Annotated in this window: 19 protein-coding genes; 9 read left to right on the top strand and 10 right to left on the bottom strand. The window is 70.1% G+C overall.

The genetic code is table 11. The features are described 5' to 3' along the window. Positions 1–5: 5 nt before the first annotated feature. The gene (rfbD, locus tag EP757_RS23455) at positions 6–845 is read right to left on the bottom strand and encodes a dTDP-4-dehydrorhamnose reductase (protein ID WP_127549379.1); all 840 of its coding nucleotides are present in this window, start codon (positions 843–845) and stop codon (positions 6–8) included. Further along, entirely contained in the window at positions 845–1,822 is a 978-nt protein-coding gene (gene rfbB, locus EP757_RS23460; RefSeq protein WP_127549381.1) for a dTDP-glucose 4,6-dehydratase, read from the bottom strand. Before rfbB ends, rfbD begins: the two co-directional genes overlap by 1 nt. Positions 1,823–1,867: 45 nt before the next feature. On the opposite strand from rfbB, the gene rfbA reads away from it, so the two are divergent. The 4 genes from rfbA to EP757_RS23480 all read left to right on the top strand — a co-directional run bounded on the left by rfbA (position 1,868) and on the right by EP757_RS23480 (position 6,515). After that, a complete protein-coding gene (rfbA, locus tag EP757_RS23465) occupies positions 1,868–2,752 on the top strand; it encodes a glucose-1-phosphate thymidylyltransferase RfbA (protein WP_127549382.1) in 885 nt (294 codons plus the stop codon). After that, complete coding sequence (locus EP757_RS23470) at positions 2,749–3,366, top strand: dTDP-4-dehydrorhamnose 3,5-epimerase family protein (RefSeq protein ID WP_127549384.1); 618 nt, start codon at positions 2,749–2,751, stop codon at positions 3,364–3,366. The genes rfbA and EP757_RS23470 overlap by 4 nt, the downstream gene beginning before the upstream one ends. 345 nt (positions 3,367–3,711) lie before the next feature. Further along, a complete protein-coding gene (locus EP757_RS23475; RefSeq protein ID WP_232049960.1) occupies positions 3,712–5,190 on the top strand; it encodes a sugar transferase in 1,479 nt (492 codons plus the stop codon). Then, positions 5,190–6,515: a UDP-glucose/GDP-mannose dehydrogenase family protein gene (locus tag EP757_RS23480; protein ID WP_127549388.1), complete on the top strand. Its 1,326-nt coding sequence runs from the start codon at positions 5,190–5,192 to the stop codon at positions 6,513–6,515. Before EP757_RS23475 ends, EP757_RS23480 begins: the two co-directional genes overlap by 1 nt. A gap of 96 nt (positions 6,516–6,611) precedes the next feature. On the opposite strand, the gene EP757_RS23485 is transcribed toward EP757_RS23480, so the two are convergent. After that, positions 6,612–7,280 carry a class I SAM-dependent methyltransferase gene (locus tag EP757_RS23485; RefSeq protein ID WP_127549390.1) on the bottom strand — a complete coding sequence of 223 codons (669 nt, stop codon included), beginning with the start codon at positions 7,278–7,280 and terminating at the stop codon, positions 6,612–6,614. 160 nt (positions 7,281–7,440) lie between these two features. On the opposite strand from EP757_RS23485, the gene EP757_RS23490 reads away from it, so the two are divergent. Beyond that, complete coding sequence (locus tag EP757_RS23490) at positions 7,441–8,364, top strand: glycosyltransferase (RefSeq protein WP_127549391.1); 924 nt, start codon at positions 7,441–7,443, stop codon at positions 8,362–8,364. Between the two features lie 3 nt (positions 8,365–8,367). On the opposite strand, the gene EP757_RS23495 is transcribed toward EP757_RS23490, so the two are convergent. The 5 genes from EP757_RS23495 to EP757_RS23515 are packed head-to-tail and all read right to left on the bottom strand — an operon-like array spanning position 8,368 to position 13,125. Then, positions 8,368–9,105, bottom strand: coding sequence for a PHP domain-containing protein (locus EP757_RS23495; RefSeq protein WP_127549393.1), 738 nt, complete (start codon positions 9,103–9,105; stop codon positions 8,368–8,370). Continuing rightward, positions 9,102–10,286 carry a hypothetical protein gene (locus EP757_RS23500; protein WP_127549395.1) on the bottom strand — a complete coding sequence of 395 codons (1,185 nt, stop codon included), beginning with the start codon at positions 10,284–10,286 and terminating at the stop codon, positions 9,102–9,104. The genes EP757_RS23495 and EP757_RS23500 overlap by 4 nt, the downstream gene beginning before the upstream one ends. Further along, positions 10,277–10,948, bottom strand: a complete 672-nt coding sequence (locus EP757_RS23505) for a polysaccharide deacetylase family protein (protein ID WP_127549397.1) — start codon at positions 10,946–10,948, stop codon at positions 10,277–10,279. The genes EP757_RS23500 and EP757_RS23505 overlap by 10 nt, the downstream gene beginning before the upstream one ends. Before the next feature lie 12 nt (positions 10,949–10,960). After that, positions 10,961–11,821 carry a glycosyltransferase gene (locus EP757_RS23510; RefSeq protein ID WP_127549399.1) on the bottom strand — a complete coding sequence of 287 codons (861 nt, stop codon included), beginning with the start codon at positions 11,819–11,821 and terminating at the stop codon, positions 10,961–10,963. Then, positions 11,818–13,125, bottom strand: coding sequence for a glycosyltransferase family 4 protein (locus EP757_RS23515; RefSeq protein WP_370457869.1), 1,308 nt, complete (start codon positions 13,123–13,125; stop codon positions 11,818–11,820). The genes EP757_RS23510 and EP757_RS23515 overlap by 4 nt, the downstream gene beginning before the upstream one ends. Positions 13,126–13,554: 429 nt before the next feature. Here EP757_RS23515 and EP757_RS23520 point away from each other — a divergent pair, with 429 nt between their 5' ends. Then, positions 13,555–14,664, top strand: a complete 1,110-nt coding sequence (locus EP757_RS23520; protein WP_160165863.1) for an acyltransferase — start codon at positions 13,555–13,557, stop codon at positions 14,662–14,664. A 124-nt stretch (positions 14,665–14,788) separates the two neighbouring features. Continuing rightward, entirely contained in the window at positions 14,789–15,940 is a 1,152-nt protein-coding gene (locus EP757_RS42890; protein WP_160165864.1) for a hypothetical protein, read from the top strand. A gap of 53 nt (positions 15,941–15,993) precedes the next feature. On the opposite strand, the gene asnB is transcribed toward EP757_RS42890, so the two are convergent. Next, a complete protein-coding gene (gene asnB / locus EP757_RS23535; RefSeq protein WP_127549407.1) occupies positions 15,994–17,877 on the bottom strand; it encodes an asparagine synthase (glutamine-hydrolyzing) in 1,884 nt (627 codons plus the stop codon). Between the two features lie 12 nt (positions 17,878–17,889). Next, positions 17,890–19,644: a hypothetical protein gene (locus tag EP757_RS23540; RefSeq protein ID WP_127549409.1), complete on the bottom strand. Its 1,755-nt coding sequence runs from the start codon at positions 19,642–19,644 to the stop codon at positions 17,890–17,892. Positions 19,645–19,980: 336 nt separating this feature from the next. On the opposite strand from EP757_RS23540, the gene EP757_RS23545 reads away from it, so the two are divergent. Beyond that, on the top strand, positions 19,981–21,045 hold the full coding sequence (locus EP757_RS23545; protein ID WP_127549411.1) for a hypothetical protein: 1,065 nt from the start codon (positions 19,981–19,983) through the stop codon (positions 21,043–21,045). Next, complete coding sequence (locus EP757_RS23550) at positions 21,042–22,421, top strand: O-antigen ligase (protein ID WP_127549413.1); 1,380 nt, start codon at positions 21,042–21,044, stop codon at positions 22,419–22,421. The genes EP757_RS23545 and EP757_RS23550 overlap by 4 nt, the downstream gene beginning before the upstream one ends. Positions 22,422–22,516 lie beyond the last annotated feature (95 nt).

Raw genomic sequence — 22,516 nt, forward strand, 5'->3', positions numbered from 1 at the left:
CAGGTTCATTCCGTGCGTAGTGATCTCAACAACGCCGGCATCGCCTCCTCCAGCGAGGCACGCCAGTCCGGCAGCGGGTCGACTCCGGTGCCGGCCCAGGCGTCATGGCCGAGAACGCTGTAAGACGGTCGCCGGGCGGGGCGCACGAAGGCGGAACTCGTCGTGGGTTTCACACGAGAAGGATCAAGACCAGCGATTTCGTACGCGGCGCGCGCCAGCCCGAACCAGGTCGTAGCACCGGCGGCGGTCCCGTGATAGGCGCCCGGGGCGGCGGAGGACCGCGCGAGCGCGACGAGCTGCTGCGCCAGGGCGAACGACCACGTCGGCGGGCCCACCTGATCGTCGACCACGTCGACGGTGTCGCGGGACTCGGCCAGCTTCAGCATGGTGCGCACGAAGTTCGGGCCGTGTTCGCCGTAGAGCCACGCGGTCCGCACGACGTAGCCGCCCGCAGCGAGGACCGCCTTCTCGCCGACCGCCTTGCCGCGGCCGTAGGCGTTGATCGGCGCCTGCCGGGTGTTCTCCGGGATGGGCGAGGTCGCCGTGCCGTCGAACACGTAGTCCGTGGAGATGTGGATGAGCCGCTTGCCGGCCACCGTTGCCAGGCCCGCCACCGCGTGACCGTTGACGGCCGTGGCGGCGGACTCGGAGGTCTCCGCGCCGTCCACATTCGTCCAAGCAGCTGCGTTGATCACGACGTCAGCGCCATCGACGGCGGCGCGCACAGCGGATAAATCGGAAATATCCAGATCAGCGCGGGTCAGAGCCGCGGCATCCTCGCCGGCCAGCGAAAAAGCGAGGTCCCGCCCGAGCATCCCGCCCGCTCCCAGGATCACCCAGCGCATCAGAGGGCACTCCGCGCCTTGAGCGGCTCCCACCAGTCCCGGTTCTCCCGGTACCACTCGACGGTCGCGGCCAGGCCATCGGAGAGCGCGACTCGGGGTTCGTACCCCAGCTCGCTCTTGATCTTCTCGATCGACAGCGAGTAGCGGCGGTCGTGTCCCTTACGGTCAGCGACCGGCTGAACACTGTCCCAGTCCGCGCCGCAGGCTTCCAGAAGGCGGCCGGTGAGCTCACGGTTGGAGAGCTCGGTGCCGCCGCCGATGTTGTAGACCTCGCCGGAGCGGCCCTTCTGGAGCACCAACTGGATGCCGCGACAGTGATCGGACACGTGCAGCCAGTCACGAATGTTGCCGCCGTCGCCGTAGAGCGGGACCTTCTTGCCGTCCAGCAGGTTCGTCACGAAGAGCGGGATGACCTTCTCCGGGAACTGGTGGTGCCCGTAGTTGTTGGAGCAGCGCGTGACGACGACGTCCATGCCGTGCGTGCGGTGGGCGGCGAGGGCCATCAGGTCGGAGGCGGCCTTCGAGGCGGCGTACGGGGAATTCGGCGCCAGCGGCCAGGTCTCGGTCCACGATCCTTCGTCGATCGAGCCGTAGACCTCGTCGGTGGAGACGTGCACGAAGCGCCCGACGCCCGCTGCGCGTGCCGCGTCCAGCAGGACCTGGGTGCCGAGGACGTTCGTCGTGACGAACGGCACGGCGGAGTTGATGGAACGGTCGACGTGCGATTCGGCGGCGAAATGCACCACGACGTCGTGACCGGGAAGCAGGTCACGCAACAGGCCGGAATCGGAGATGTCGCCTTGCACGAATTGAAGTCGGGGATCCGACACCGGGAGGTTCGCGCGATTACCCGAATAGGACAACAGATCCAGAACGGTCACCGAGGCTCCGGCTGCCTCCGGGAACTCGTCCTGCAAGAGGGCCCTGACGTAGGCGGATCCGATGAAGCCGGCACCACCGGTTACGAAAATCTGCACGGGTGGGGAGTGTAGACGCTGGCACCCACTGTTTAGGGTTCCCCGGTGCGCGGAATCTTGCTGGCCGGAGGTACGGGGTCCCGACTCTGGCCGATTACCAAGGCCATGTCCAAACAGCTAATGCCCATCTTCGACAAACCGATGATTTACTACCCGCTGACCACTCTGGTATCGGCCGGGATCCGGGAGATCCTGGTGATCACGACGCCGGAGGATCAGCCTCACTTCGAGCGACTGCTCGGTGACGGTACGCAGTTCGGCCTGGAGCTGACGTACGCGCAACAGCCCGAACCGGACGGGATCGCGCAGGCGTTCCGGATCGGCGCCGACTTCATCGGTGACGAGCCGGTGGCCCTGATCCTCGGCGACAACATCTTCCACGGCGTGGGCCTGGGGCGGCAGTTGTCCCAGTTCAGTGAGCCGGCCGGCGGGCGCGTCTTCGCCTATCCGGTAGCCGACCCGGAACGCTACGGAGTCGTCGAGTTCGACGAATCGGGCAAAGTGCTCTCCATCGAGGAGAAGCCCGCACGGCCGAAGTCGACGTACGTGGTCCCCGGCCTGTACTTCTACGACGCCGATGTGGTGGAGATCGCCGGCAAGCTGCAGCCCAGCGCCCGCGGCGAGCTGGAGATCACCGCGGTGAACGAGGAATACCTGCGCCAGGGCCGGCTCGACGTGACGGTTCTCGACCGCGGAACGGCCTGGCTGGACACCGGGACGTTCCAGTCCATGGTCCAGGCCTCGGAGTACGTGCGGGTCATCGAGGAGCGGCAGGGCTTTAAGATCGGCTGCGTCGAGGAGGCGGCCTGGCGACTCGGTTTCATCTCCGACGACCGGCTGCGCGAGCTCGCTGACCCTCTGCTCAAGAGCGGTTACGGTCAGTATCTGATCCGTCTGCTGGAGACGGGCCGATTCGGAGGAGTCCTGTGAAGATCCGGCCACTGACCATCGAGGGCGCCTTCGAGGTCACCCCGGTGCAGCACGGTGACGCCCGGGGCACGTTCCTGGAGTTCTACCGGTTCGATCACCTGGCGGCCGCCGTCGGTCACCCCCTGAATCTCGCTCAGGGCAACATCTCCGTCTCGGCGCGTGACGTCGTCCGCGGGATCCACTTCGCCGACGTCCCGCCGGGGCAGGCGAAGTATGTGACGTGTGTCAAAGGTTCGGTACTGGATGTGATCGTGGACATCCGGGTGGGCTCGCCGACCTTCGGCGCCTGGGAGGCGGTGCGCCTCGACGACGAGGAGCGCAAGGCGGTGTATCTCGCCGAAGGGCTGGGTCACGGCTTCTGCGCGCTGACCGAGGGCGCCACCGTGTCCTACTTGTGCTCGACCGAGTACCGTCCCGGTCGCGAGCACGGCATCCACCCCCTCGACCCCGAGCTGGGCATCACCTGGCCTGCGGAAACGCCGCTGCTTTCGGGCAAGGACGATCAGGCGCCGACCCTCGCGGAGGCTCGTGAGAGCGGCCTTTTGCCCCGTTATGACGAATGCCGTGAGCATGTCGCAACGCTGCGTCGGAATCACGACCGAGCATCGTCCTAAGTGGCCGATTGACCCATTGTTCGCCGGGTGTTACCCAGGGTGGCCAGGAGCCGTTTTCCGAAGGGATGTGGGATGATCCAGCACGGGATTTCTGGATCGTCCGATTCGGAGGTGTTGCCCTGCTATGACTCCCGGCCTCATCCGATCCGCCATTCCTGTCGAACGGAAAGATGTAGCGCGATCGTGCGAGGGTCAGCAGTCTGTCTGGTGTGTCGCACGGGTTTCCGCCCAGGGGGATTTTCAGTCTGATGTCCCACTCTTCAGGCATCTCGGCCATGCAGGGTAAAAAGGACGTAGGGTTGATCGCAGTCGATACGGGGGCATGACGTGCAAACCATCGAATCAGTGGAGACGCTCGATCTCGCTGAGGAGGCACGGCAGCTCAAGGCCGGTCCCCGCGCCACGAAGGCTCGCGACAGCTGGCAGAGCCGCTATACCCGGCGACTCTGGGTCATCGATTTCGTCGTGGGTCTCTGCGCCGCGTCGTGGGCGCTGGTGCTCCGATTCGGATCGACCGGCACCGAGCCCTACAACCGCGGCTACCTCATCATCACGGCGCTTCTGCCATTGGCCTGGATCGCTTGCCTCGCGATGAACCGGGCCTATGAGCCACGACACCTTTTCGTCGGCACCGACGAGTACGCCCGGGTGTTCCGTTCGGGATTGGCGCTCACCGCCGGTCTCGCCATTGTCTCCTTCTCGTTCGACCTTCGTCTGGCTCGCGGTTACGTGATTATCGCGATGCCCCTGGCGATCGCCGTCGACATCTTCGCCCGCTATGTGTTCCGGCAGATGCTCCACCGTTCCTGGGCTAGAGGTGAACGGCTCAACCGCGTGATCCTGGTCGGACACGAGCGTGCCGTCGCCGACATGGCCCGGCGGCTGCGCCGTGAGCGTTTCCACGGCCTCGGCGTGATCGGCGCCTGCCTGCCGCCCGGCGTGACCCGCAGCCGCTTCGTGGACGGCCTGCCGCCGATCTACGGCACCTTCGACGGCGTCGCGACGGCGGTCAGCCGCTCCGACGCGGACACCGTCGTCGTCCTCTCCTGCCCGGAGATCGACGGCCCGGCGCTGCGCCGCCTCGCCTGGCAGCTCGAGCGCGACGAGATCGACCTGATCGTCGCGAGCACGCTCGTCGACGTGGCCGGCGACCGCACCACGATCCGCCCGGTCGACGGCCTGCCGATGCTGCACGTCGAGCACCCGCGCCTCAAGGGCAGTGCCCGCTTCGTGAAGAACCTCTTCGACCGGGTCGGCGCGCTCGTCCTGCTGACCCTGCTGTCCCCGCTGCTCGTCGTGCTGTCCGCGCTCGTCGCGTTCGGTCCCGGCGGCCGCGGCCCGGCGATCTTCCGGCAGGAGCGCGTCGGCAAGGACGGCGAGCTGTTCGTGCTCTACAAGTTCCGCACCATGGTGGTCAACGCCGAGGCGAAGCTCTCCGAGCTGCAGGAACTCAACGAGACCGACGGCGAGCTGTTCAAGATGCGCGAGGACCCGCGGATCACGCCGGCCGGCCGCTGGCTGCGCCGCTATTCGCTGGACGAGCTGCCGCAGCTGATGAACGTCCTCAAGGGCGACATGTCGCTGGTGGGCCCGCGCCCGCCGCTGGCCCGCGAGGTCGCCGGCTACCCGGCCGACATGCGCCGCCGTCTCGTCGTCAAACCCGGCCTCACCGGCCTGTGGCAGGTCTCCGGACGCTCCGACCTCTCCTGGGAGGAGTCGATCCGGCTCGACCTGACCTATGTCGAAAACTGGTCCATGACCATGGATCTGGCGATCCTGGCCCGAACAGTGAGCGCGGTCGTCCGCAGCTCCGGAGCCTACTGATGATCAACCGCCCTCGTCTCACCGTCATCGGCACCGGATACCTCGGTGCCACCCACGCCATCTGCATGGCCGTGATGGGCTTCGACGTCATCGGCGTCGACGTCGATCCGGTCAAGATCGAGAAGCTGAACTCGGGCGAGGTCCCGTTCTTCGAGCCCGGCCTGCCCGAGCTGCTGACCAAGGCGCTCGACTCCGGCCGGCTGCGGTTCACCACCGACTTCGCCGAAGCCGGCGCGTTCGGCGACGTGCACTTCATCTGTGTGGGCACGCCCCAGCAGAGGGACTCGCCGGCCGCCGACCTGACCTATGTGGACGCCGCTGTCACCGCGCTCGCCGCGCACCTCACCCGCCGGGTGCTGGTCGTCGGCAAGTCGACGGTCCCGGTCGGCACCGCGGCCCGGCTCGCCGACCTGATCCGCGAGCTGGCGCCCGCCGGCGACCAGGTCGAGCTGGCCTGGAACCCGGAGTTCCTGCGCGAGGGCTTCGCGGTCGACGACACCATGAAGCCGGACCGGATGGTCTTCGGCGTCACGTCGGCCTGGGCCGAGGAGCAGCTGCGCGCGGCGTTCGAGCCGGTGCTGGACCAGGGCGTCCCGGTCAAGGTCACCGACCTGCAGACCGCCGAGCTGGTGAAGGTGGCGGCCAACTCGTTCCTGGCCACCAAGATCTCCTACATCAACGCGATGGCCGAGATCTGCGAGGTGACCGGCGCGGACGTACACGACCTCGCCGAGGCCCTCGCCTACGACGAGCGGATCGGCGGCAAGTTCCTGCGCCCCGGCCTCGGCTTCGGCGGCGGCTGCCTGCCCAAGGACATCCGCGCCTTCACCCACCGGGCCGAGGAGCTCGGCGTCGGGCAGGCCGTCGGCTTCCTGCGCGAGATCGACGGCATCAACCGGCGCCGGCGCGCGCGGACCGTCGACCTCGTCGTCGAGCTCTGTGACGGCGACGTGGCAGGCAAGAAGGTCGCCGCCCTCGGCGCCGCCTTCAAGCCGAACTCCGACGACATCCGGGACGCGCCCGCGCTGGACGTGGCGGCGACACTGGCCGGGATGGGCGCCGAGGTCGTCGTCTACGACCCGGCCGCGATGGACAACGCCCGGCGGCAGTTCCCGCACCTCGGCTACGGGGAGAACGCGCTCGACGCGGCTCAGGACGCCGACGTGGTGGTGCTGCTGACCGAGTGGACCGAGTTCCGGGAGATCGACCCGGCGGCGATGGGCGCGGTCACCAGTCAGCGGCGGATCGTCGACGGCCGGCACGCGCTGGACGCCGGCGCATGGCGGGACGCGGGATGGGAATACCGGGCGCTGGGCCGCCCGTGAATTGCCGCTGACCGACGCCGAGAGCAGCGCTGCCGGCGTACCGGGGAAAAGGGAACGGCCCGGCGGATGACCGCCGGGCCTTCGCACGACCTGGTGTTATGGCTTGCGGATCGCGATGAGCGACTTGGTGAGGCCGGCGAAACGCTCGGCGATCAGCGTGGAATCCGGGAAGTAATGGCGCATCTGGGTGCGGTCCAGCAGTTCCACCCAGAGCACGGAATCGATCGCGCCCTGCTTGTCGGCGGGCGGAGTGTGCACCAGCGGCCATTTGCGGGCCATCACGGCCTGCGCGGCGTTCGGCAGGAACTGCATGCCGGGCGCGACGAAGTGCGGCTCGATCGGGAAGTACCGGTACGGCGTCTGCACCCAGTGCGCGTCGGCCAGCGAGTGCACCGCCTCGGCCAGCTTCATCCGGCGCTCGTGGCCGCCCACGTGCTCGATCACCGAGTTGGAGAAGACCAGGTCATAGCGCCGATTGCGGATCGCGGCCGGCAGATCGCAGGCGTCGCCGAAGTCGACCTCGGCCCACGAGGGCACCTCGCCGCTCTCCAGGCCGGTCTCGCCCTCGAGGTTGACGATGTGCACGTGCTTGGGACGCACGGCGGCGTTGACCCAGCTGCTCGCCCGGCCACCGAGATCGATGACGGACATCTCCGCCAGATCCGGGAATTGCTGCGACAGCCAGCCGCGGCGCTTGGTGCGCATCTTGTCGCCCAGCGAGCCGGGACGGTCAACGAGTTGCCAGCGGAGAGATTGGACACCCACGGGGATGAACCGTAACGAATCGCGAGGCTTCTCCATACGCCCGCACGCAGACAAAGGTGTGGTCGTTCGTCTGGTTTCTCTGGCCGATCGAGTCTTCCCGCGCGCGCGTGGGAACTGGTGAACTGGGCGCCGAATTGTCATTGACGAAGGGGGAGCGGCAGTGAATTCCAGCGGCGAGACGGTGGCGGTTGTCGTCGTCACGTACAACAGCGCCCGCCTGCTGGAGGACCTGATCGCCTCGCTCGGGCCCGGTCTCGACGGGCTCGACTGGCACCTCACCGTCGCCGACAACGCCTCCGCCGACGACAGCGTCGCCGAGGTGCACCGGCTGCTCCCGAGCGCCCAGGTGGTCGAGATGGGTCGCAACGCGGGATACGCCGCGGGCATCAACGCCGCCGTCGCCGCCGCGAAGCCGCACACCGCGATCCTGGTGCTGAACCCGGACATCCGGCTGCGGCCCGGCTGCGGGCCGACCCTGCTCGCCAACCTGCGCCGCACCAAGGCCGGCATCGTGGTGCCCCGGCTGGAGCGCGGCGACGGCTCCGCCATCGCCGTGCTGCGCCGTGAGCCGTCGGTGCCGCGCGCGTTCGGTGACGCCCTGCTCGGCGCCAACCGGGCCGGCCGTTACCCACTCCTGGGCGAGCTGGTGGTCGGCGACGCGTACTACGAGCGCGAGTCCGCCGCCGACTGGGCCGCCGGATCCGCGATGCTGATCTCCCGCGAGTGCTGGGACAAGGTCGGCGCGTGGGACGAGTCGTTCTTCCTCTACTCCGAGGAGACCGAGTACTCGCTGCGGGCCCGCGACGCCGGGTACGTCACCCGTCTCGCGCCGGACGCGCTCGCCGTGCATCTGGAGGGCGACTCGAAGGTGTCGCCGCGGCTGTGGGCGCTGCTCACCGTCAACCGGGTGCGGCTGTTCCGGCGGCGCAATCCCGCGGTCAGCACGGCGGCGTACTGGTCGGCGCTGGTGCTGCGTGAGGTGTCCCGCTCGCTGCGCGGCAACCAGGCCAGCAAGGCCGCGGCCGCCGCGCTGCTCAGCCCGCAGCGGATGAAGCAGGCGCCCGGGCCCACCTGGGGTCTCTGAGCCCTAATCCCGTCGCAGGCCGCGCAGCACCGGCGCGGCCTTGCGGCGGGCCAGCTCGACGCCGCGCAGCACCGTGCCGTCCACGCCCCGCAGGACGCTGGCGATCGGCCGGTCCCGGAACATCGGCGTGAACCGGCCGGCCTTCAGCGCCCGTTCCACCGCGTCCCGATCGATCGTGTCGCCGTCCAGCGTCAGGTCCACGCCCAGCGGGAACAGCTGGCGGCGGGTGTGGAAGTCGACCGACGCGAACGGGCGCAGCCCCTCCCGGCGGGCCAGTTCGGCGGCCCGGCGGTTCGGCGCGAGGCCGTCGTACTTGCGGTTCCACACCTCGACGCCGGTGAGCAGCTCGGTCCAGACCGGGTCGTAGCGGCGCCAGGCGTCCCGGCGCCACGGGTGCGCGAGCACCGCCACGCCGCCGTCCGCCGCCACCTTGCCCAGCAGTTCGGTGATGTCCGGGGCGTGCCCGTAGAACGGGACCTGCCCCCACACCGGCACGTGCACGACGTTGTCCGGGTCGTTGTACTCGATACCGGGCACGAGCAGCACCTCGTCGGTGCTCGCGGCGGCACAGGCGGCCGCGTACTCGTCGAGCCGTTCGGGCTGGAACTCGCGGCTGTGGTCGGCCAGCAGCACCACCCGGAAACCCCGCTCGGCGAACGCGGCGGCGATGTCCGGCAGCTTCCAGGTGGCGTCGTCGGACCAGGCCGAATGCACGTGGGCTGCCACCCGTACCGTCGTCACGACTTCCTCCGAACCTGCCCGGCCACCGTCTGCCAGGTGTCGCGTGCCAGAACCTTGAATTCTCCGCGCCGGGAGTTGTACCACCGGGTGCGCCCGGCGGGACGCAGCATCGCGGCGATGGTGGCGCCGCGCGACGGCCAGCGTCCCACGTCCGCGCCCCGCGGCCCGCGCAGCACGGCCAGCAGGTGCACGATCTCGCGGCCCAGGTGCCGGCTGAGGACATGCTCCTGCTCATCGGCGTTCACCGCCGGGCGGAAGGCCGGGTCGAGAGCGCCGGTCACTGCCCATTCCGCGTACGCCAGACCGCGCGCCCGTGCGAGGGCCATACTGCCCCAGGTCCGTCCGTTGAGCTCCATGAACCAGGGCCGGCCCTCGCCGTCCCGCAGCAGCTCGATCATGAAGATGCCGTGCCAGCCGGCCAGTTCGCAGAAGCGCGCGACAGCGGCGGCCAGGCCGGGGTCGACGTCGATCGACCGGCAGGCGCTGGAACCGGAGCCGCGCGGGTTCATCATCCGGACCCGGCGGTGCGCGGAGAGGGCGTGGACCTCGCCGTTCACGGCGTAGCCGAAGACGCCCTCGCCCACGCCGTCGACGAGACGCTGAACCAGGGCCGGTGCGCCGAATCCCGCCGCTGTGGCGCGTGCTTCCGCTTCGGTGCGGGCGATGCCGCCGGCCGGCCGGTCGAGTCGTCCGTCCCTGACCACTTCGGCGGCGGCACACTTGACCATCCAGGGACCGTCGCCGGGCATTTCGGAAATTTCGGATTCGCCGGGGTGGATGACCGTGGTGTCCGGGACGGCGAAACCCGCCTTCGCCGCCAGGTCCAGCTGCTCGCTCTTGTCCAGGGCGAGGGCCGCCTGCTTGCCGGTCGGGCCGGCGATCGGGATGTTCGTGGACAGCCGGTCGGCGATCAGCAGCGACGCGTCGTCGAACGGCAGCACCGCGACCGGCTTCTCCACCTCGATCAGCGCGCGCAGGGCCGCCAGGGTGGCGTCCAGATCCTTCTCCGGTGAGGGCACCGGCACGACGGTGACGCCCTCGACGGCGGCGAGGGCCGGGTCGCGGCCTTCCCGGGTGAAGGCGACGACGCGGTGACCGGCGTCGCGCAGCATCCAGACCGACTCGATGGCCGCCAGGGACTCGGCGAAACCGGCCAGCACGACCGGACGGGTCACCGCCATCGCTTCACGGCTCCCACGGCGAGCGCGCGGGCCCGGGCCGGCAGCGGCGCCGGGGCCAGCACCTCGGCGCGCAGCGATTCCGGGGTGTCGTGGTGCCGGACGCTGTACCGCGGCTGCAGCCACGAATCAGCCCGCGCCGGCCGGCGGTCGCTGGTGTAGACCCGGGTGTAGCCACGGCGGCGCAGCTCGGTGATCACCCGCCGGTCGTAGCGGCCGAGCGGGCAGGCGGCGGTGTCGACCGGCGCGCCGGCGGCCTCGGCGAGGACGGTCCGGGCGGTGTCGAACTCGGCGACCGTCTCGGCGGCGGTCAGGCCGCGCCAGGACCGGTGCGCCATGCCGTGCGAGCCGACCGGCATCCCGGCCGCGCGCAGCTTCGCGACCCCGGCGGAGTCGATGCTGCCGGGCGTGTCCAGGCGACCCGCCAGCAGGAAGAACTCGGCGGTCAGGCCGCGCTCGACGAGACCCGGCAGGCCGATCTCGACGTCCGAGGCGTTGCCGTCGTCGAAGCTGAGCCGCACCGGGACCGGCCAGGAGGACACCTCGTCGAGGATCGCCTCGAACCGGTCGGCGGTGACCCAGTAGACGTCCTCGCCGGGTTCCATCTCCCGTTGCGGCTCACCCACGCCGTGGAAGCAGATGTTGAGTACCTTGCTGTCGCTCATGACTCTCCAGGATCAGCGCGCGGCCGGCTCGGTCCGGGACGACGCGTCGTGCCCCCACGCCACGTCGCCCTGGCGGCGGGCGCGGAGGGCGGCGAGGACGGTGAGGCCCACGTAACAGGCGGCGGCAGGGGCCAGCCAGGGGCGCGGCAGCACCACGTCACGCAGCCAGGAGGAGCGGACGGACCCGCGGACACCGGACGGCGCCTCGCCACGGGCCGCGGCGGCGCGCATCGCGGCGTTGCCGGCCCGGACCCGGGTCAGCCGGCGCACCAGGTCGCCGGTGCGGCGCGGGGTGGAGACGGTGGACACCGCCGCCGGCACCTCGCGCTTCTCCTCGGGGGTGAAGAGCGAGTCGAGGAAGAGGTCGTCGGCCACCATGCCGGGGAACTCCTCGAACCGGGCCCGGCCCGCGGCGGACACCATGATCGCTCCACGTCCGAAGAGCGCGTCACGGTACGCCGGCAGCCGCGAGTTGATCGCGAAGTAGCCCTTGACCAGCGGCGGCCGGCCGGTCACGTCCAGCCGGCGGCTCGGCACCACGGCCTGGACCGTGTCGTCGAGCGCCTCGGCCAGCGCCCGGATCGAGCCGTGCGGCAGCACGATGTCGGCGTCCAGGTAGAGCCGGGGGAACCGGGCGGTGACCTCGTCGCCGGCGTTCAGCGCGCCGGCCTTGCCCGGCTGCGGCAGGTCGAGGACCCGCACGCCCTTGCGGGACGCGGCGACCGCGGTGGTCGTGTCCGAGCAGCCGTTCGCCACCACGGTGATCTCGAGCGGCGGGGCCTCCGGGTCGGTCAGCAGCGCGTCGAGGCAGCGGCCGAGGACGGCGGCCTCGTTGTGCGCGGCGATGACCACGCTGACAGCGCCGACGCTCATTCGTCGCGCGCCGTGGACGTCAGTTCCTCGCCGGTCCGCTGGCGGGGGATGGACACGCCGGCCCGGGCCGGCGGCAGGCGCTTGGCGAGCAGCCGGTTCCAGACCGCGATGTACCGCTCGGCCTGGTGCTCCCAGGACAGCACCTCGGCGAACCGGGCCAGGCCGTCGCGGCGCATCCGGGCACGACGGGCCGGGTCGTCGAAGAGTTCGTTGATCGCGGCGCCGAACTCGGCCGGGTCGCCGGTCGGCACGTAGACGGCGGCTTCCTCGGCGCTGCGCCGGGTCTCGATCAGGTCGACGGCCACGACCGGCAGGCCCCGGCCGAGGTACTCGACCGTCTTCGCCATCGTGGACAGCTGGTTCATCCGGGTCGGCAGGTCGGGCTGGATCGCCACGGTGGCCGAGCGCAGCAGGTCGTCGACGCCCTTCGCGTCGAGCCAGCCGGCGAACTCCACGACGTCGCCGAGACCGCGGTCGGAGACCAGCTTCTGCAGGGCCGGCATGCTCTCGCCGTCACCGGCGACGGTCAGCCGCCAGTCGGTGCGGCCGCGCAGCCGGGTCAGCTCCTCGGCGGCCAGCACCGCGCCCTCGACGTTGTCCTGCGGGCCGAGGACACCGAGGTAGACCAGGTGGTTCGGGGTGCGCCCGGTGTCGCCCTCGGTCTGGCCGGCCACCGCGATCTCGTCGCGGGCCGGGCCGTTGCGGACCACCGTCACCTTCTCGCCGGCGACACCGCGCGACAGTGCGTTCTCCCGGAACGACTCGTTCGTCGCGAAGACCGCCGAGGCGGTCCGCAGGGACATCCACTCGAAGCCGACCAGCGTCCGGAAGACCAGCGGGTTGGGCGGGTTGTCGCCGGACCGGGTCGCGTAGATCTCCGGGCTGAGGTCGTGGTGGTCGAAGACCCACGGCCGGCCCAGCGCGCGGAAGACCAGCGCCAGCGGCCAGTAGACGTCCGGCGGGTTGCACACCTGCACGGCGTGGGCGCGGCCGGCGAACACCTCGCCGACGAGCCGCACGGCGATGCAGAGGAACGACCAGAGGAACTCGAAGGCGAACGACAGCACGCCGCTGCCGAGCACGTAGACCGGGTACGGCTTCAGGCGGGTGTTGCGGCTGCCGGGCAGGGTCTTCAGCGTACGGTCGCCGCGCGGTGCGATGACTGTCACGTCATAACCGGCGCGTTCCAGGGAGAGACACTCCCGGATGACCCGGCGATCACGCTCTGCAGGCAAATTGGCGATGAGGATGGAGACCTGAGGTCGCTTTTTCTGCATTCGCCGCGCACTTCCCTTTCCGGACATCTCACGGGCTGCCGCGCCGTTGCGGGCGCAGTCCTTCGCGGGGAAGACTCTTCCGGAACGGAACATCCACAGCAATGGACCCTGCGGCGGCAACCCTAGTCGAATGTTTTACAGGCGCTCCGGGCAGCCGACGAAACAAAACGGTTCAGCCGATTGACTCGCGGCAATACCTGACGAAACTGGACAGGGCGTCTCAACATCCACTTCTCCGGCCTTCCCCCCAAACCGGATGATCTTCGTGCGGTTCTGACCGAACCGCCAGACGCTCGCCGTCCGGACGGGCCTACCGCTGCGTGGGGCGGACTCTGCACAGTTCCCCCGGACGGTTACACAGGCGGACGGGATGGAGGACGGCGTGCGGGCATCAGCCCCCGACCGGCTGTCGATGCTGCGACACCGGAAACCAGCGGCGGCCGATACGGTGGCGCGGTGACAGCGGTCGAGCCGGCAGCCTCCGAGCGGCACGCGGCATCTCCACCACCGGCCCGGCTGCCGTCGTTGACCGGTCTCCGGTTCCTCGCGGCGTTCCTGGTCTTCGGTTTCCACGTGCACATCGAGCGGATCGTCGCCGACGGGCCGGTCCGCACCGCGATGGAGTGGGTGTTCGGCCCGGGCGCGGTCGGCGTCTCGTTCTTCTTCATCCTCAGCGGCTTCGTGCTGACCTGGTCGGTGCGTCCCGGTGACACCGCCCGCCGGTTCTGGTGGCGGCGGGTCGCCCGGATCTATCCCGACCACGTGGCCACCTGGTTCGTCGCCATGGCGCTCGCGCTGGCCGGCGGCGGGGTCGCGGTGTCGATCTGGCTGCCCAACCTGCTCCTGCTGCAGGCCTGGTCACCGGAGATCGACGTGTTCTTCGGGCTCAACACGGTGAGCTGGTCGCTCGCCTGTGAGGTCTTCTTCTACGCGATGTGGCCGGCCCTGTACCTCGTGGTCCGCCGCCTGCCCGGCCGCGCCCTGTGGCCCGGCGCCGCCCTGATGCTCGGGCTGGTGTGGCTGGTCCCGGTGATCGCCCGGGCGCTGCCCGCCGACGACCGCTACTGGTTCATCTGGGTGTTCCCGGTGACCCGGCTCCCGGAGTTCGCGGCCGGCATGCTGCTCGCCCTGATCGTCCGGCAAGGGCGCTGGCCGTCCCGATTCGGCCTGGCCCCGGCCATGGTCCTGGCGGCAGCGGCGTACCTCAGCGTCCGCTGGCTGCCCGACGACTTCCGGATCGTGGCCGGCACCGTCGTGCCGCTCGCGCTGCTGGTGGCGGCGACCGCCGCGGCCGACGTGGCCGGCGCGCGCAGCCCGTGGCGCAGCTCCACCGCCGTCCGGCTCGGCGAGATCTCCTACGCGTTCTACCTGGTGCACCAGCTGGTCCTGCGACTGGTCGTGCACGGCCTCGGCATCGAGCACACCGCCGTGGCCGGACTCGGCATCGCGGTCCTCGCGCTCGCCCTGGCGCTGGCCGCCAGTTGGCTGCTCTACGAACGAGTGGAGAATCCGGCGTTGCGGCTTTTGTCACGCCGGGGCCCTGCAAAGGCTAAGGCGAATGAATAGCCCGCGGATCGGGAGAAACCTCTTTCCGGCAACGCCGGTGCTAGCATGGCCCGCGTTTGTGACCAGGCGTGAGCCATTGACCGCAGCATCGAACCGACGAAACGGACGAAGGCCGGCGGAGTAAATGACGACCGACAAGAACGACGCACTCAACGGGGGCGACCACCGGGCCCCGAAATCGAATCGACGGCTGATTTTCGCGATTCTCGGCACCCTGGTGGCGGTCGGCGTCGTCGCCGGCGTGCTCCAGGTCGCCGGCCCGGACACCTCCCGCCAGACGGCTGCCGAGGTCCCGTACGCCGGGACCGCCTCCGGCGCCTCGGCGCAGCCACCGGCATCGGGCGCCACGTCCGGCAGCCCCAGCGCCTCGGCGAGCGCCAGTCCCAGTGCCAGTGCCTCGGCCGGCGCGAGCCCCTCGACCTCGGCGTCGAAGAGCCCGTCGGCGAAGAAGCCGACCACCAAGGCGGCGGCGCCCCAGGAGAACACCAGCGCCTGCGGCGCGTTCCCCAAGATGCCCAACGCCTCCTGTACGGGCTACGAGCACACCGGTGTGACGCTGCGCTCCTGCAACGGCACGATCAAGAAGGCGAACGCGAAGCTGGACCGGTGCCGCTTCTCCGGCGGCCTGACCATCCAGGCGAAGAACGTCACGATCACCCGGTCGCTGGTCGAGGGCCGGGTCGGCGCGACGTACCTGACCGACTGGAGCCTCGGCGGCCTCAAGCTGATCGACGTCGAGATCGACGGCGGCGGTGGCGTCGACCCGAACGGCGAGGCCGCGATCGGCAGCAACGACTACAGCTGCCTGCGCTGCCACATCCACGGCACCGGCCGGGGCGCCAACATGGAGCGCAACGTGACGATCCGCGACTCCTACCTGCACGGCTGGGTCTACACCGAGGGCGCGCACCAGACCGCCATCGGGTCCAACGGCGGCGGCAACTTCACGGTGGTGCACAACAACCTGGAGTGCCAGAGCAAGGGCTGCTCGTCGGCGCTGTCGCTGTACGGCGACTTCTCCCCGATCGACGGCGCGCTGATCCAGAACAACCTGTTCAACACCGACGGCGGCTACTGCACCTACGGCGGCTCGACCGACGCGAAGCCGTACCCGATCGGCACCAACATCCGGTACGTGGACAACCTGTTCGGCAAGAAGTTCGGCCCCAAGTGCGGCTACTACGGCCCGGTGGCGACCTTCGAGATGCACGAGGGCAACGCCTGGACCGGCAACCGCTGGCAGGACGGCTCGGGGAACGTCAAGCCGCAGGCCTAGTCGGAGAGAGGCCCGTCCCCTGGAAGGGACGGGCCTCTCTCCGTATCCGCTTCTCAGAACGTGGCGTGGACCTGCAGGATCTCGCCCATCTGCTCGCGGCTCACCCCGCGGAAGAACATCTGACCCCAGACCTCCATGAGGATCAGCCGGGTCACCCACTCGCTCGGGCCGTCGGCGAGCGCCGTCGCCATCGCGGTGTCGTCCAGCCCGTACATGTCGGCCACGAAGCCGTCCTCGAAGAACTTCGCCGAGACGGTGAGCCGCCGGCTGATCGAGACCGGGAAGCCGCGCTTGGGCCGGGCCGCCAGGGCCTGCGGCAGCCGATGGGCCGCCACCTCGCGCACCGCCCACTTGTCGACGATGAACGGGTGACGCTTGTCGTTGGCGCGCAGCGTGCGGCGCAGCTTGTAACGGTCCGGCAGGTTCACCGCGAGCTTGGTGAACTCGGGCGCCAGGAACGGGAAGCGCGCCTCCAGGCCCCAGGCCATGCCGAGCCGGTCGTTGCGGTGCAGCAGCGAGACCAGGTGTGACTGGGCCAGGTCGAGCGAGGTGATCCGGGACCGCCGGTCACGCCGCTGGATCGCCTCGCCTATCGAGGCGCCGCTGCGGCCGCCCACCAGCTGGGACTCGAAGCCGGAGCTCAGCTCGACCAGGCGCTGGGCGAAGGTGTCCTCCGGGTGCGGCCAGAACAGCTTCGCGGCCTTGGGGGACAGAGCGGCCAGCCAGGAGCGCGGCACCGCCTTGGCCTTGCCGATCAGGTCGAGGACCGGCTTGAGGGCCTGGTCCGGGTACCCGATCATGTACTCGTCGCTGCCCTCGCCGCTGAGCAGCACCTTGATGCCGTCCGCGGAGGCCAGCTTGCAGACCGCGTAGTACGGCAGCGCGTTCAAGTGGTAGATCAGCGGGCCGTCGTTGAACCAGGTCACGTCGGGGATCGACGCGACGATGTCGGCGTCGGTCACCCGGACGGCGTGCAGCTTGAGGCCGAGCGCCTTGGCGAGCGCCTCGGCGGCCGGCCGCTCGCTGTCGTTCACCACGTCCGCGTGGTAGAGCGGCACGTCGGCCCGCTCGCGGGCGGCGAGCGTGGAGATCAGGCTGGAGTCCACGCCGCCACTGGCCAGGCAGGCCAGCGGGGCGTCACTGACCAGCCGGGAGCGGACGCCCGCGCCGATCGCCTCGTCCACCCGGCGGACCACCTCGGCCGACGGCGCCTTGGACAGCTCGCGGTAGAGGGAGTCGTCGACCCAGTCGGTGATCCGGGCGAACAGCGACCGGTCGATGGTGCCCTTGCGGCGGTCGTAGACGAGCCGCTCGCCGGGCCGGACCGCGAACACGCCCTTGTACAGGGTGCGGTCGCCCCAGGTCATCGAGTACCCGAGCAGCGCCGCGTTGATCGAGGCGACGCTCGGCTCGGCCGTGCCGCCCCGGCGGGCGACCAGGGCCTTGATCTCGGAGCCGAAGAGCAGCCCGCCGTCCGGCGTCTTGGTGAAGTAGAGCGGCTTGACCCCGTGCACGTCCCGGCCCAGGGTGAGCGTCTCCTCCCGGGTGTCCCAGGCGGCGACCGCCCAGTCGCCCTCCAGCTTCGGGAATGCCGCGGCCGGCCCGTGCAGCGCGATGAGTTCGAGCAGCACCTCGGTGTCGCCGGTCGAGTGCACCTCGACGCCGGCGGCCTTGAGCTCGTCGCGCAGCTCCCGGAAGTTGTAGATCTCGCCGTTGAAGGCCAGCACCCACCGGCCGTCGGCCGAGCGCATCGGCTGCGCCGCCGCGTCGCTCAGGTCGAGAATGGACAGCCGGACGTGACCGAGGCCGACGCCGGGGCCGGTCCACACGCCGTCGGCGTCGGGCCCGCGGTGCCGGATCGGCTCGAGGGCCTCCCGGATCTCACCCGCGGTGACGGTGCCGTCGGCGTGCGTGCATCGTCCCACCAGACCGCACACGTGGGGTTCTCCTTAGGGTCGGGCCTCGGCGGCCACTAGAACGTTGAGCAGGAAAGCGACGGTGGAGGGGTCGGCGTCCCGCCGGCCGGCGAGCACCTCGTCCAGCCACGTGGAGGAGACGATTCCGGTCTCGCGCAGGGCGGCCGGCCGGTCCGGCTCGGCACGCCAGTGACGCAGCACCGCCGCGCTGATCGTGCCGGCACCCAGCTGGCTGCGGCGGCCGCCGGTGACCCGCTGGCGGACCTTCGCGGTGGTCTTGCGCAGCGCCACGCGGGCCAGGGCCGCGCGGGTGGCGAGCCCGGCCTCGCCGAGTCGCGCCGGCACCAGCCCGGAGTCGAGCGGGATCGCGGCGAGCGCCGGGTCGAGCCGCTGCATGATCTGACCGGTCAGCCGGGAGCCGCGTTTCTGCTCCGGGGTCGGGATCAGCGCCAGCTCCATGAACCGGCGGTCGAGCAGCGGATTGACGAAATGCCTGTCGATCGCGGCCGGTGTGCCGTGCGCGCCGGCCCACCGCTGGGTGCGCTGCCACAGGTAGAACTCGTCGGTGGCGCGCAGCCAGTCGCTGTCGAAGCCGGCGAAGGCCTGCTCGGTGGCGGCCAGCGCGTCCCGGCGGGCGGCCGTGACGAAGTCCGGGTCGAGGGCGTCGGACGCCACCGCCTCGTTGACGAAGAGCCGCCAGTCGGCGAGCCGCTCGATCAGCCGGGCCGAGGTGGCGGCACCGCCCGGCTGACCCGCGTAGTAGAAGCCGCGGGCGGTCTCGCCCCCGGCGCCGGAGAGCCGGTGGCCCTGGCCGAGGTGGGCCTCGAAGAGGCTGAGCGGCGCGAGCGCGAGCGGGCTGGCCGAGCACTCCAGGGCGGCCGCCGCGGCGATCGCGGCGTCGTGCGCCTCGGCGTCGCCGACCGGCGGCTGCAGGTCGACCCGGAACACCTCGTGACGCAGGCCGCCGAGCTGGCTGAGGCGCGCTGCCACCTTCGACTCGACGCCGCCGGCGACGTCCAGGGTGAGCGCCTGCAACCCGTCGCGCATCTTCGGCGGGATCGCGCAGAGCAGCAGCCGGGAGTCCTGCCCGCCGGTCAGCTGGATCACCGTGTCCGGGTGGTCGGCGATGTAGCCGGTGTGGAAGTCCCGCAGGATCGTCGCCATCTCGTCGACGACCTCGTCGAACGACGGGCCGGCGCCGGACGGGGTGAGCGAGTCCTCGGCGTAGCGCCGGATCCCGACCCTGCCGCGGTCCAGGACGGCCAGGCAGCCCGGGCCGAGCTTGGCGACGCCGGCGAACGGGGTGGCGGTGCCGAGCTGCCAGCCGACCAGGCTCTGCACGCCCAGCGCGGCGGTGTCCAGCCCGGCGCCGGCGAGCCGGGCCAGGGCGCGGGCACTCGTGGAGACCGCGGCGACGCCGTCGCCCTGCCAGTAGTAGAGGTGCCGCATGCCGAGCCAGTCGGTGGCCATCACCACCGGCGTGCCGGCGGCCGACTGATGCGCCGCTCCCCAGGGCGGCAGCACCGCGGCGAGGGCCGCGGGGTCCGGCGACTGGCCCTCGGCGAGCAGCCGGGCGAGCACGCCGGCGTCCAGGTCCGCGGCGCGGTCACGGACCGACCTGGTCAGTCGTACGGTGAAGCCGGCGCCCGGATCGGCGACCGCGTCGCCGGGCTCGGCGCCCGAGAAGGCCACCCAGCCGTCACGCGTGCGGTGCGCGGTGGCCGAAGCGTCGAGGAGATCGGGCCGGGGCGGGCCGGTCTGACCGGAGACGGCGATGAAGCCCCTCACGGGCGCGGATCGACGGCTTGGCATGGACGCATGGCAGCCACTCTAGGGAGTCCGGTGGGTCCCGGGATCCTCCGGACAGTCAGGGCGGATCAACTGCGGTACCGCCCTTATGGGGCGGCTTGGCCGAACTTGTGAAGGCAGGGTGCCACACGCTCTGACCTGTCGGCTCCACGACTGCGTCCGGTACGTCCGTTGATCAGCCTAGTGAGACGGCGTCACTGGGCAGCCTGTGGCCAGTCACGTATCCTGACCGTGTTTCCCGCCGGTCCGCCGGGCGGCCGGTCTGCGGTCGTCCTTGGGGCGACTGATTCGCCGGCGTTTCGACGAGAGGACATCGTGGATCTCTGGGATCTCACCAAGATGCTGTTCCGGCGGTGGTACATCTTCACCCCGGTTCTGCTCGCATCTATGGGCCTGGTTCTGGCTATGGCGCAGACGGTCAAACCGGACTACAGCGCGACGGGCCACCTCCAGCTGATCCCACCGAACGAGCGGGTGGAAAAAGGTCAGGTCGTCAAGGTGAACAACCGGTGGCTGGATCTGGGCTTCCCGGCGCTGGGCTCGGCCGTCATCCTGCAGTCGCAGACCGAGCAGGTCCTCTCCGAGCTGACCGCGAAGGGCTACACCGACAACTTCACGGTCACCATGGAGTACGGCACCACCTACCTGACGATCGAGGCCATCGGCTCGTCCAAGGAGCAGGCCGTCGGCACCGTGCAGGCGCTGATGAAAGAGGTCGACGAGATGGTCGGCGAGCTGCAGGAGCAGTTCGACACGACCAAGCAGGACCAGATCACCACGCTCGCCCTCGACCAGGGCGACAAGGTCGAGGCGGTCACGTCGAAGAAAAAGCGCGTGATCATCGTGGCGACCGGTATCGCCCTGATGCTCAGCGTCGGCCTGTCGATCGGCATCGACGCGCTGATCCGGTTGCGCCGCCGCCGGGCGGCCGAGGCCGCGGGCGGGCCGGACGCCACGTCGTCCGCCGCCGCGCAGCACGACTCCGGTTCGGCGAAGGTGCCGCTGGTCAACGCGGACGCCACGGTGGTGCTGCGCACCCCGTCCATGGTGAGCCGGTCGTCGGCACAGACCAACCGTGCCCGTGAGCCGCAGAAGCCTCAGCAGTCGCAGTCGCAGCCGGTCCAGCCGCAGTCGGCCCGCCCGGACGAGACCGTGCGGATCTTCACCCCGCCGACCCAGTCCCGGCAGCAGCCTGCCGAGGACGAGGGCGCCCGGGCCAAGGCCGCTGTCCGCCCGCCCGGCCGTGACCAGGGCGCTGCCTCGGTCAACGGTCAGAGCCAGGGCCGGCCCACCGGTCCCGGCTGGCCGGGCTCCGTACCGATGAACGGCCAGAACGGCGTCAACGGCGACGGTATGGGAAGACAAGAGCTCAGGAAGTGAGCACGGTCGGCTACCACCCCAGCGACTTCGAACCGTCGCTGGTCCACGCCGGCACCTACGCCACGCGCCGTCAATGGAAGATCGACGTCGCCTCGATGGTGTGCATCATGATCGGGTTCCTCTACCTGATCCCGGGCACGCTGATCGTTCCGAACATGTCGTTCGCGGGCCGGCCGGCTCTGCTGATCTGCTTCGCCCTGTTCTGCTGGTGGGCGCTGACCCGGCTGAACCACCGTCTCGCGATGAGCGGTCCGCAGCCGATGCGGTGGGCCGCCTTCGTCTACCTGCTCGGCACCATGGCGTCGTACCTGGCCGGGATGCTGCGCGGCCTGCCCGGCCTGGAGGCGAACGCGCAGAACTTCGCGATGCTGCAGATCCTGCAGTTCATCGGCATCACGCTGATCGTGGCCGACGGCATCCCGAACTGGGCGCGTCTCAAGGGCGTGCTGCGCGTATTCCTGTGGTGCGCCGGATACATGGCCGCGATCGGCATCATCCAGTCCACCGCACAAATCAATTTAGCTGAATATCTGATTCCGCCCGGCCTTGAGGTCAAGGGCAGCATCATCGGTTTCTCGGAGCGCGGATCCGATTTCTACCGGGTCGCCTCGACGGCCGCCCACTACATCGAGTTCAGTGCGCTCATGGCGATCGCGGTGCCGTTCGGGATTCACTTCACCCGGTTCGCCGAGCGTAAATGGCACCGTTACACAGCGGGATTCTGCACGGTCCTGTGCGCGGCGGCGCTGCCCATGTCGATCTCGCGTACCGGCGTGGTGGCCCTGGGCGCCGTCATGCTCATCATGCTGATCCCGTGGGGCTGGCGGATGCGCTACAACATGATGCTGCTCGCGGTCGGGATGATGGGCGGCCTGGCTGCCGTGCGGCCCGGCCTGCTCGGCACGGTGACCTACATGTTCACCGGCGCCGACGAGGACCCGAGCATCTCCGGGCGCACCGACGACTACGAGCTCGTCGGTCACTGGTTCTCTCAGCGGCCGTGGCTGGGTCGCGGCCCGAACACCCTGGTGCCCGAGCTCTACCAGGGCCTGGTCCTGGACAACCAGTGGCTCTACACGCTGGTCACCCAGGGCATCGTCGGCGTCGCCGTCTTCGCCGGCATGCACCTGACCGCTATCGTGCTCGCGGTGATCGCCTGGCGGCGCTCGGAACGCCCGGAGGACCGTCACCTGTGCGCCGCGCTGGTGTCCGCGCAGGTGGTCTCGATGCTCGTGGCGGCGACGGTCGACTCGCTCTGGTTCACGTCGTTCGCGATCACGGTTTTCCTGCTCATGGGCGCGTGCGGTACGGTCTGGCGGCTCACACACCCGACGGCGACGGTCCGTACGTCACGGGTGCCCGTACTGTCGGATTAGGGTCTCCCCGCTATCGGTCATCCGCCTATGTGTCGACTGGACCTAACGGCTGATCGTACTTTCGTCCTAACGCTTGGCTTTAGAAGTCAACGTGT

The sequence above is a fragment of the Actinoplanes sp. OR16 genome, from assembly GCF_004001265.1.
Taxonomy (GTDB): domain Bacteria; phylum Actinomycetota; class Actinomycetes; order Mycobacteriales; family Micromonosporaceae; genus Actinoplanes.

Coding starts and splice junctions, on each gene's coding strand:
- rfbD (WP_127549379.1), bottom strand. CDS start 845: ATGCGCTGGGTGATCCTGGGAGCGGGCGGGATGCTCGGGCGGGACCTC.
- EP757_RS23480 (WP_127549388.1), top strand. CDS start 5,190: ATGATCAACCGCCCTCGTCTCACCGTCATCGGCACCGGATACCTCGGT.
- EP757_RS23500 (WP_127549395.1), bottom strand. CDS start 10,286: ATGGCGGTGACCCGTCCGGTCGTGCTGGCCGGTTTCGCCGAGTCCCTG.
- EP757_RS23505 (WP_127549397.1), bottom strand. CDS start 10,948: ATGAGCGACAGCAAGGTACTCAACATCTGCTTCCACGGCGTGGGTGAG.
- EP757_RS23510 (WP_127549399.1), bottom strand. CDS start 11,821: ATGAGCGTCGGCGCTGTCAGCGTGGTCATCGCCGCGCACAACGAGGCC.
- EP757_RS23515 (WP_370457869.1), bottom strand. CDS start 13,125: ATGTCCGGAAAGGGAAGTGCGCGGCGAATGCAGAAAAAGCGACCTCAG.
- EP757_RS42890 (WP_160165864.1), top strand. CDS start 14,789: ATGACGACCGACAAGAACGACGCACTCAACGGGGGCGACCACCGGGCC.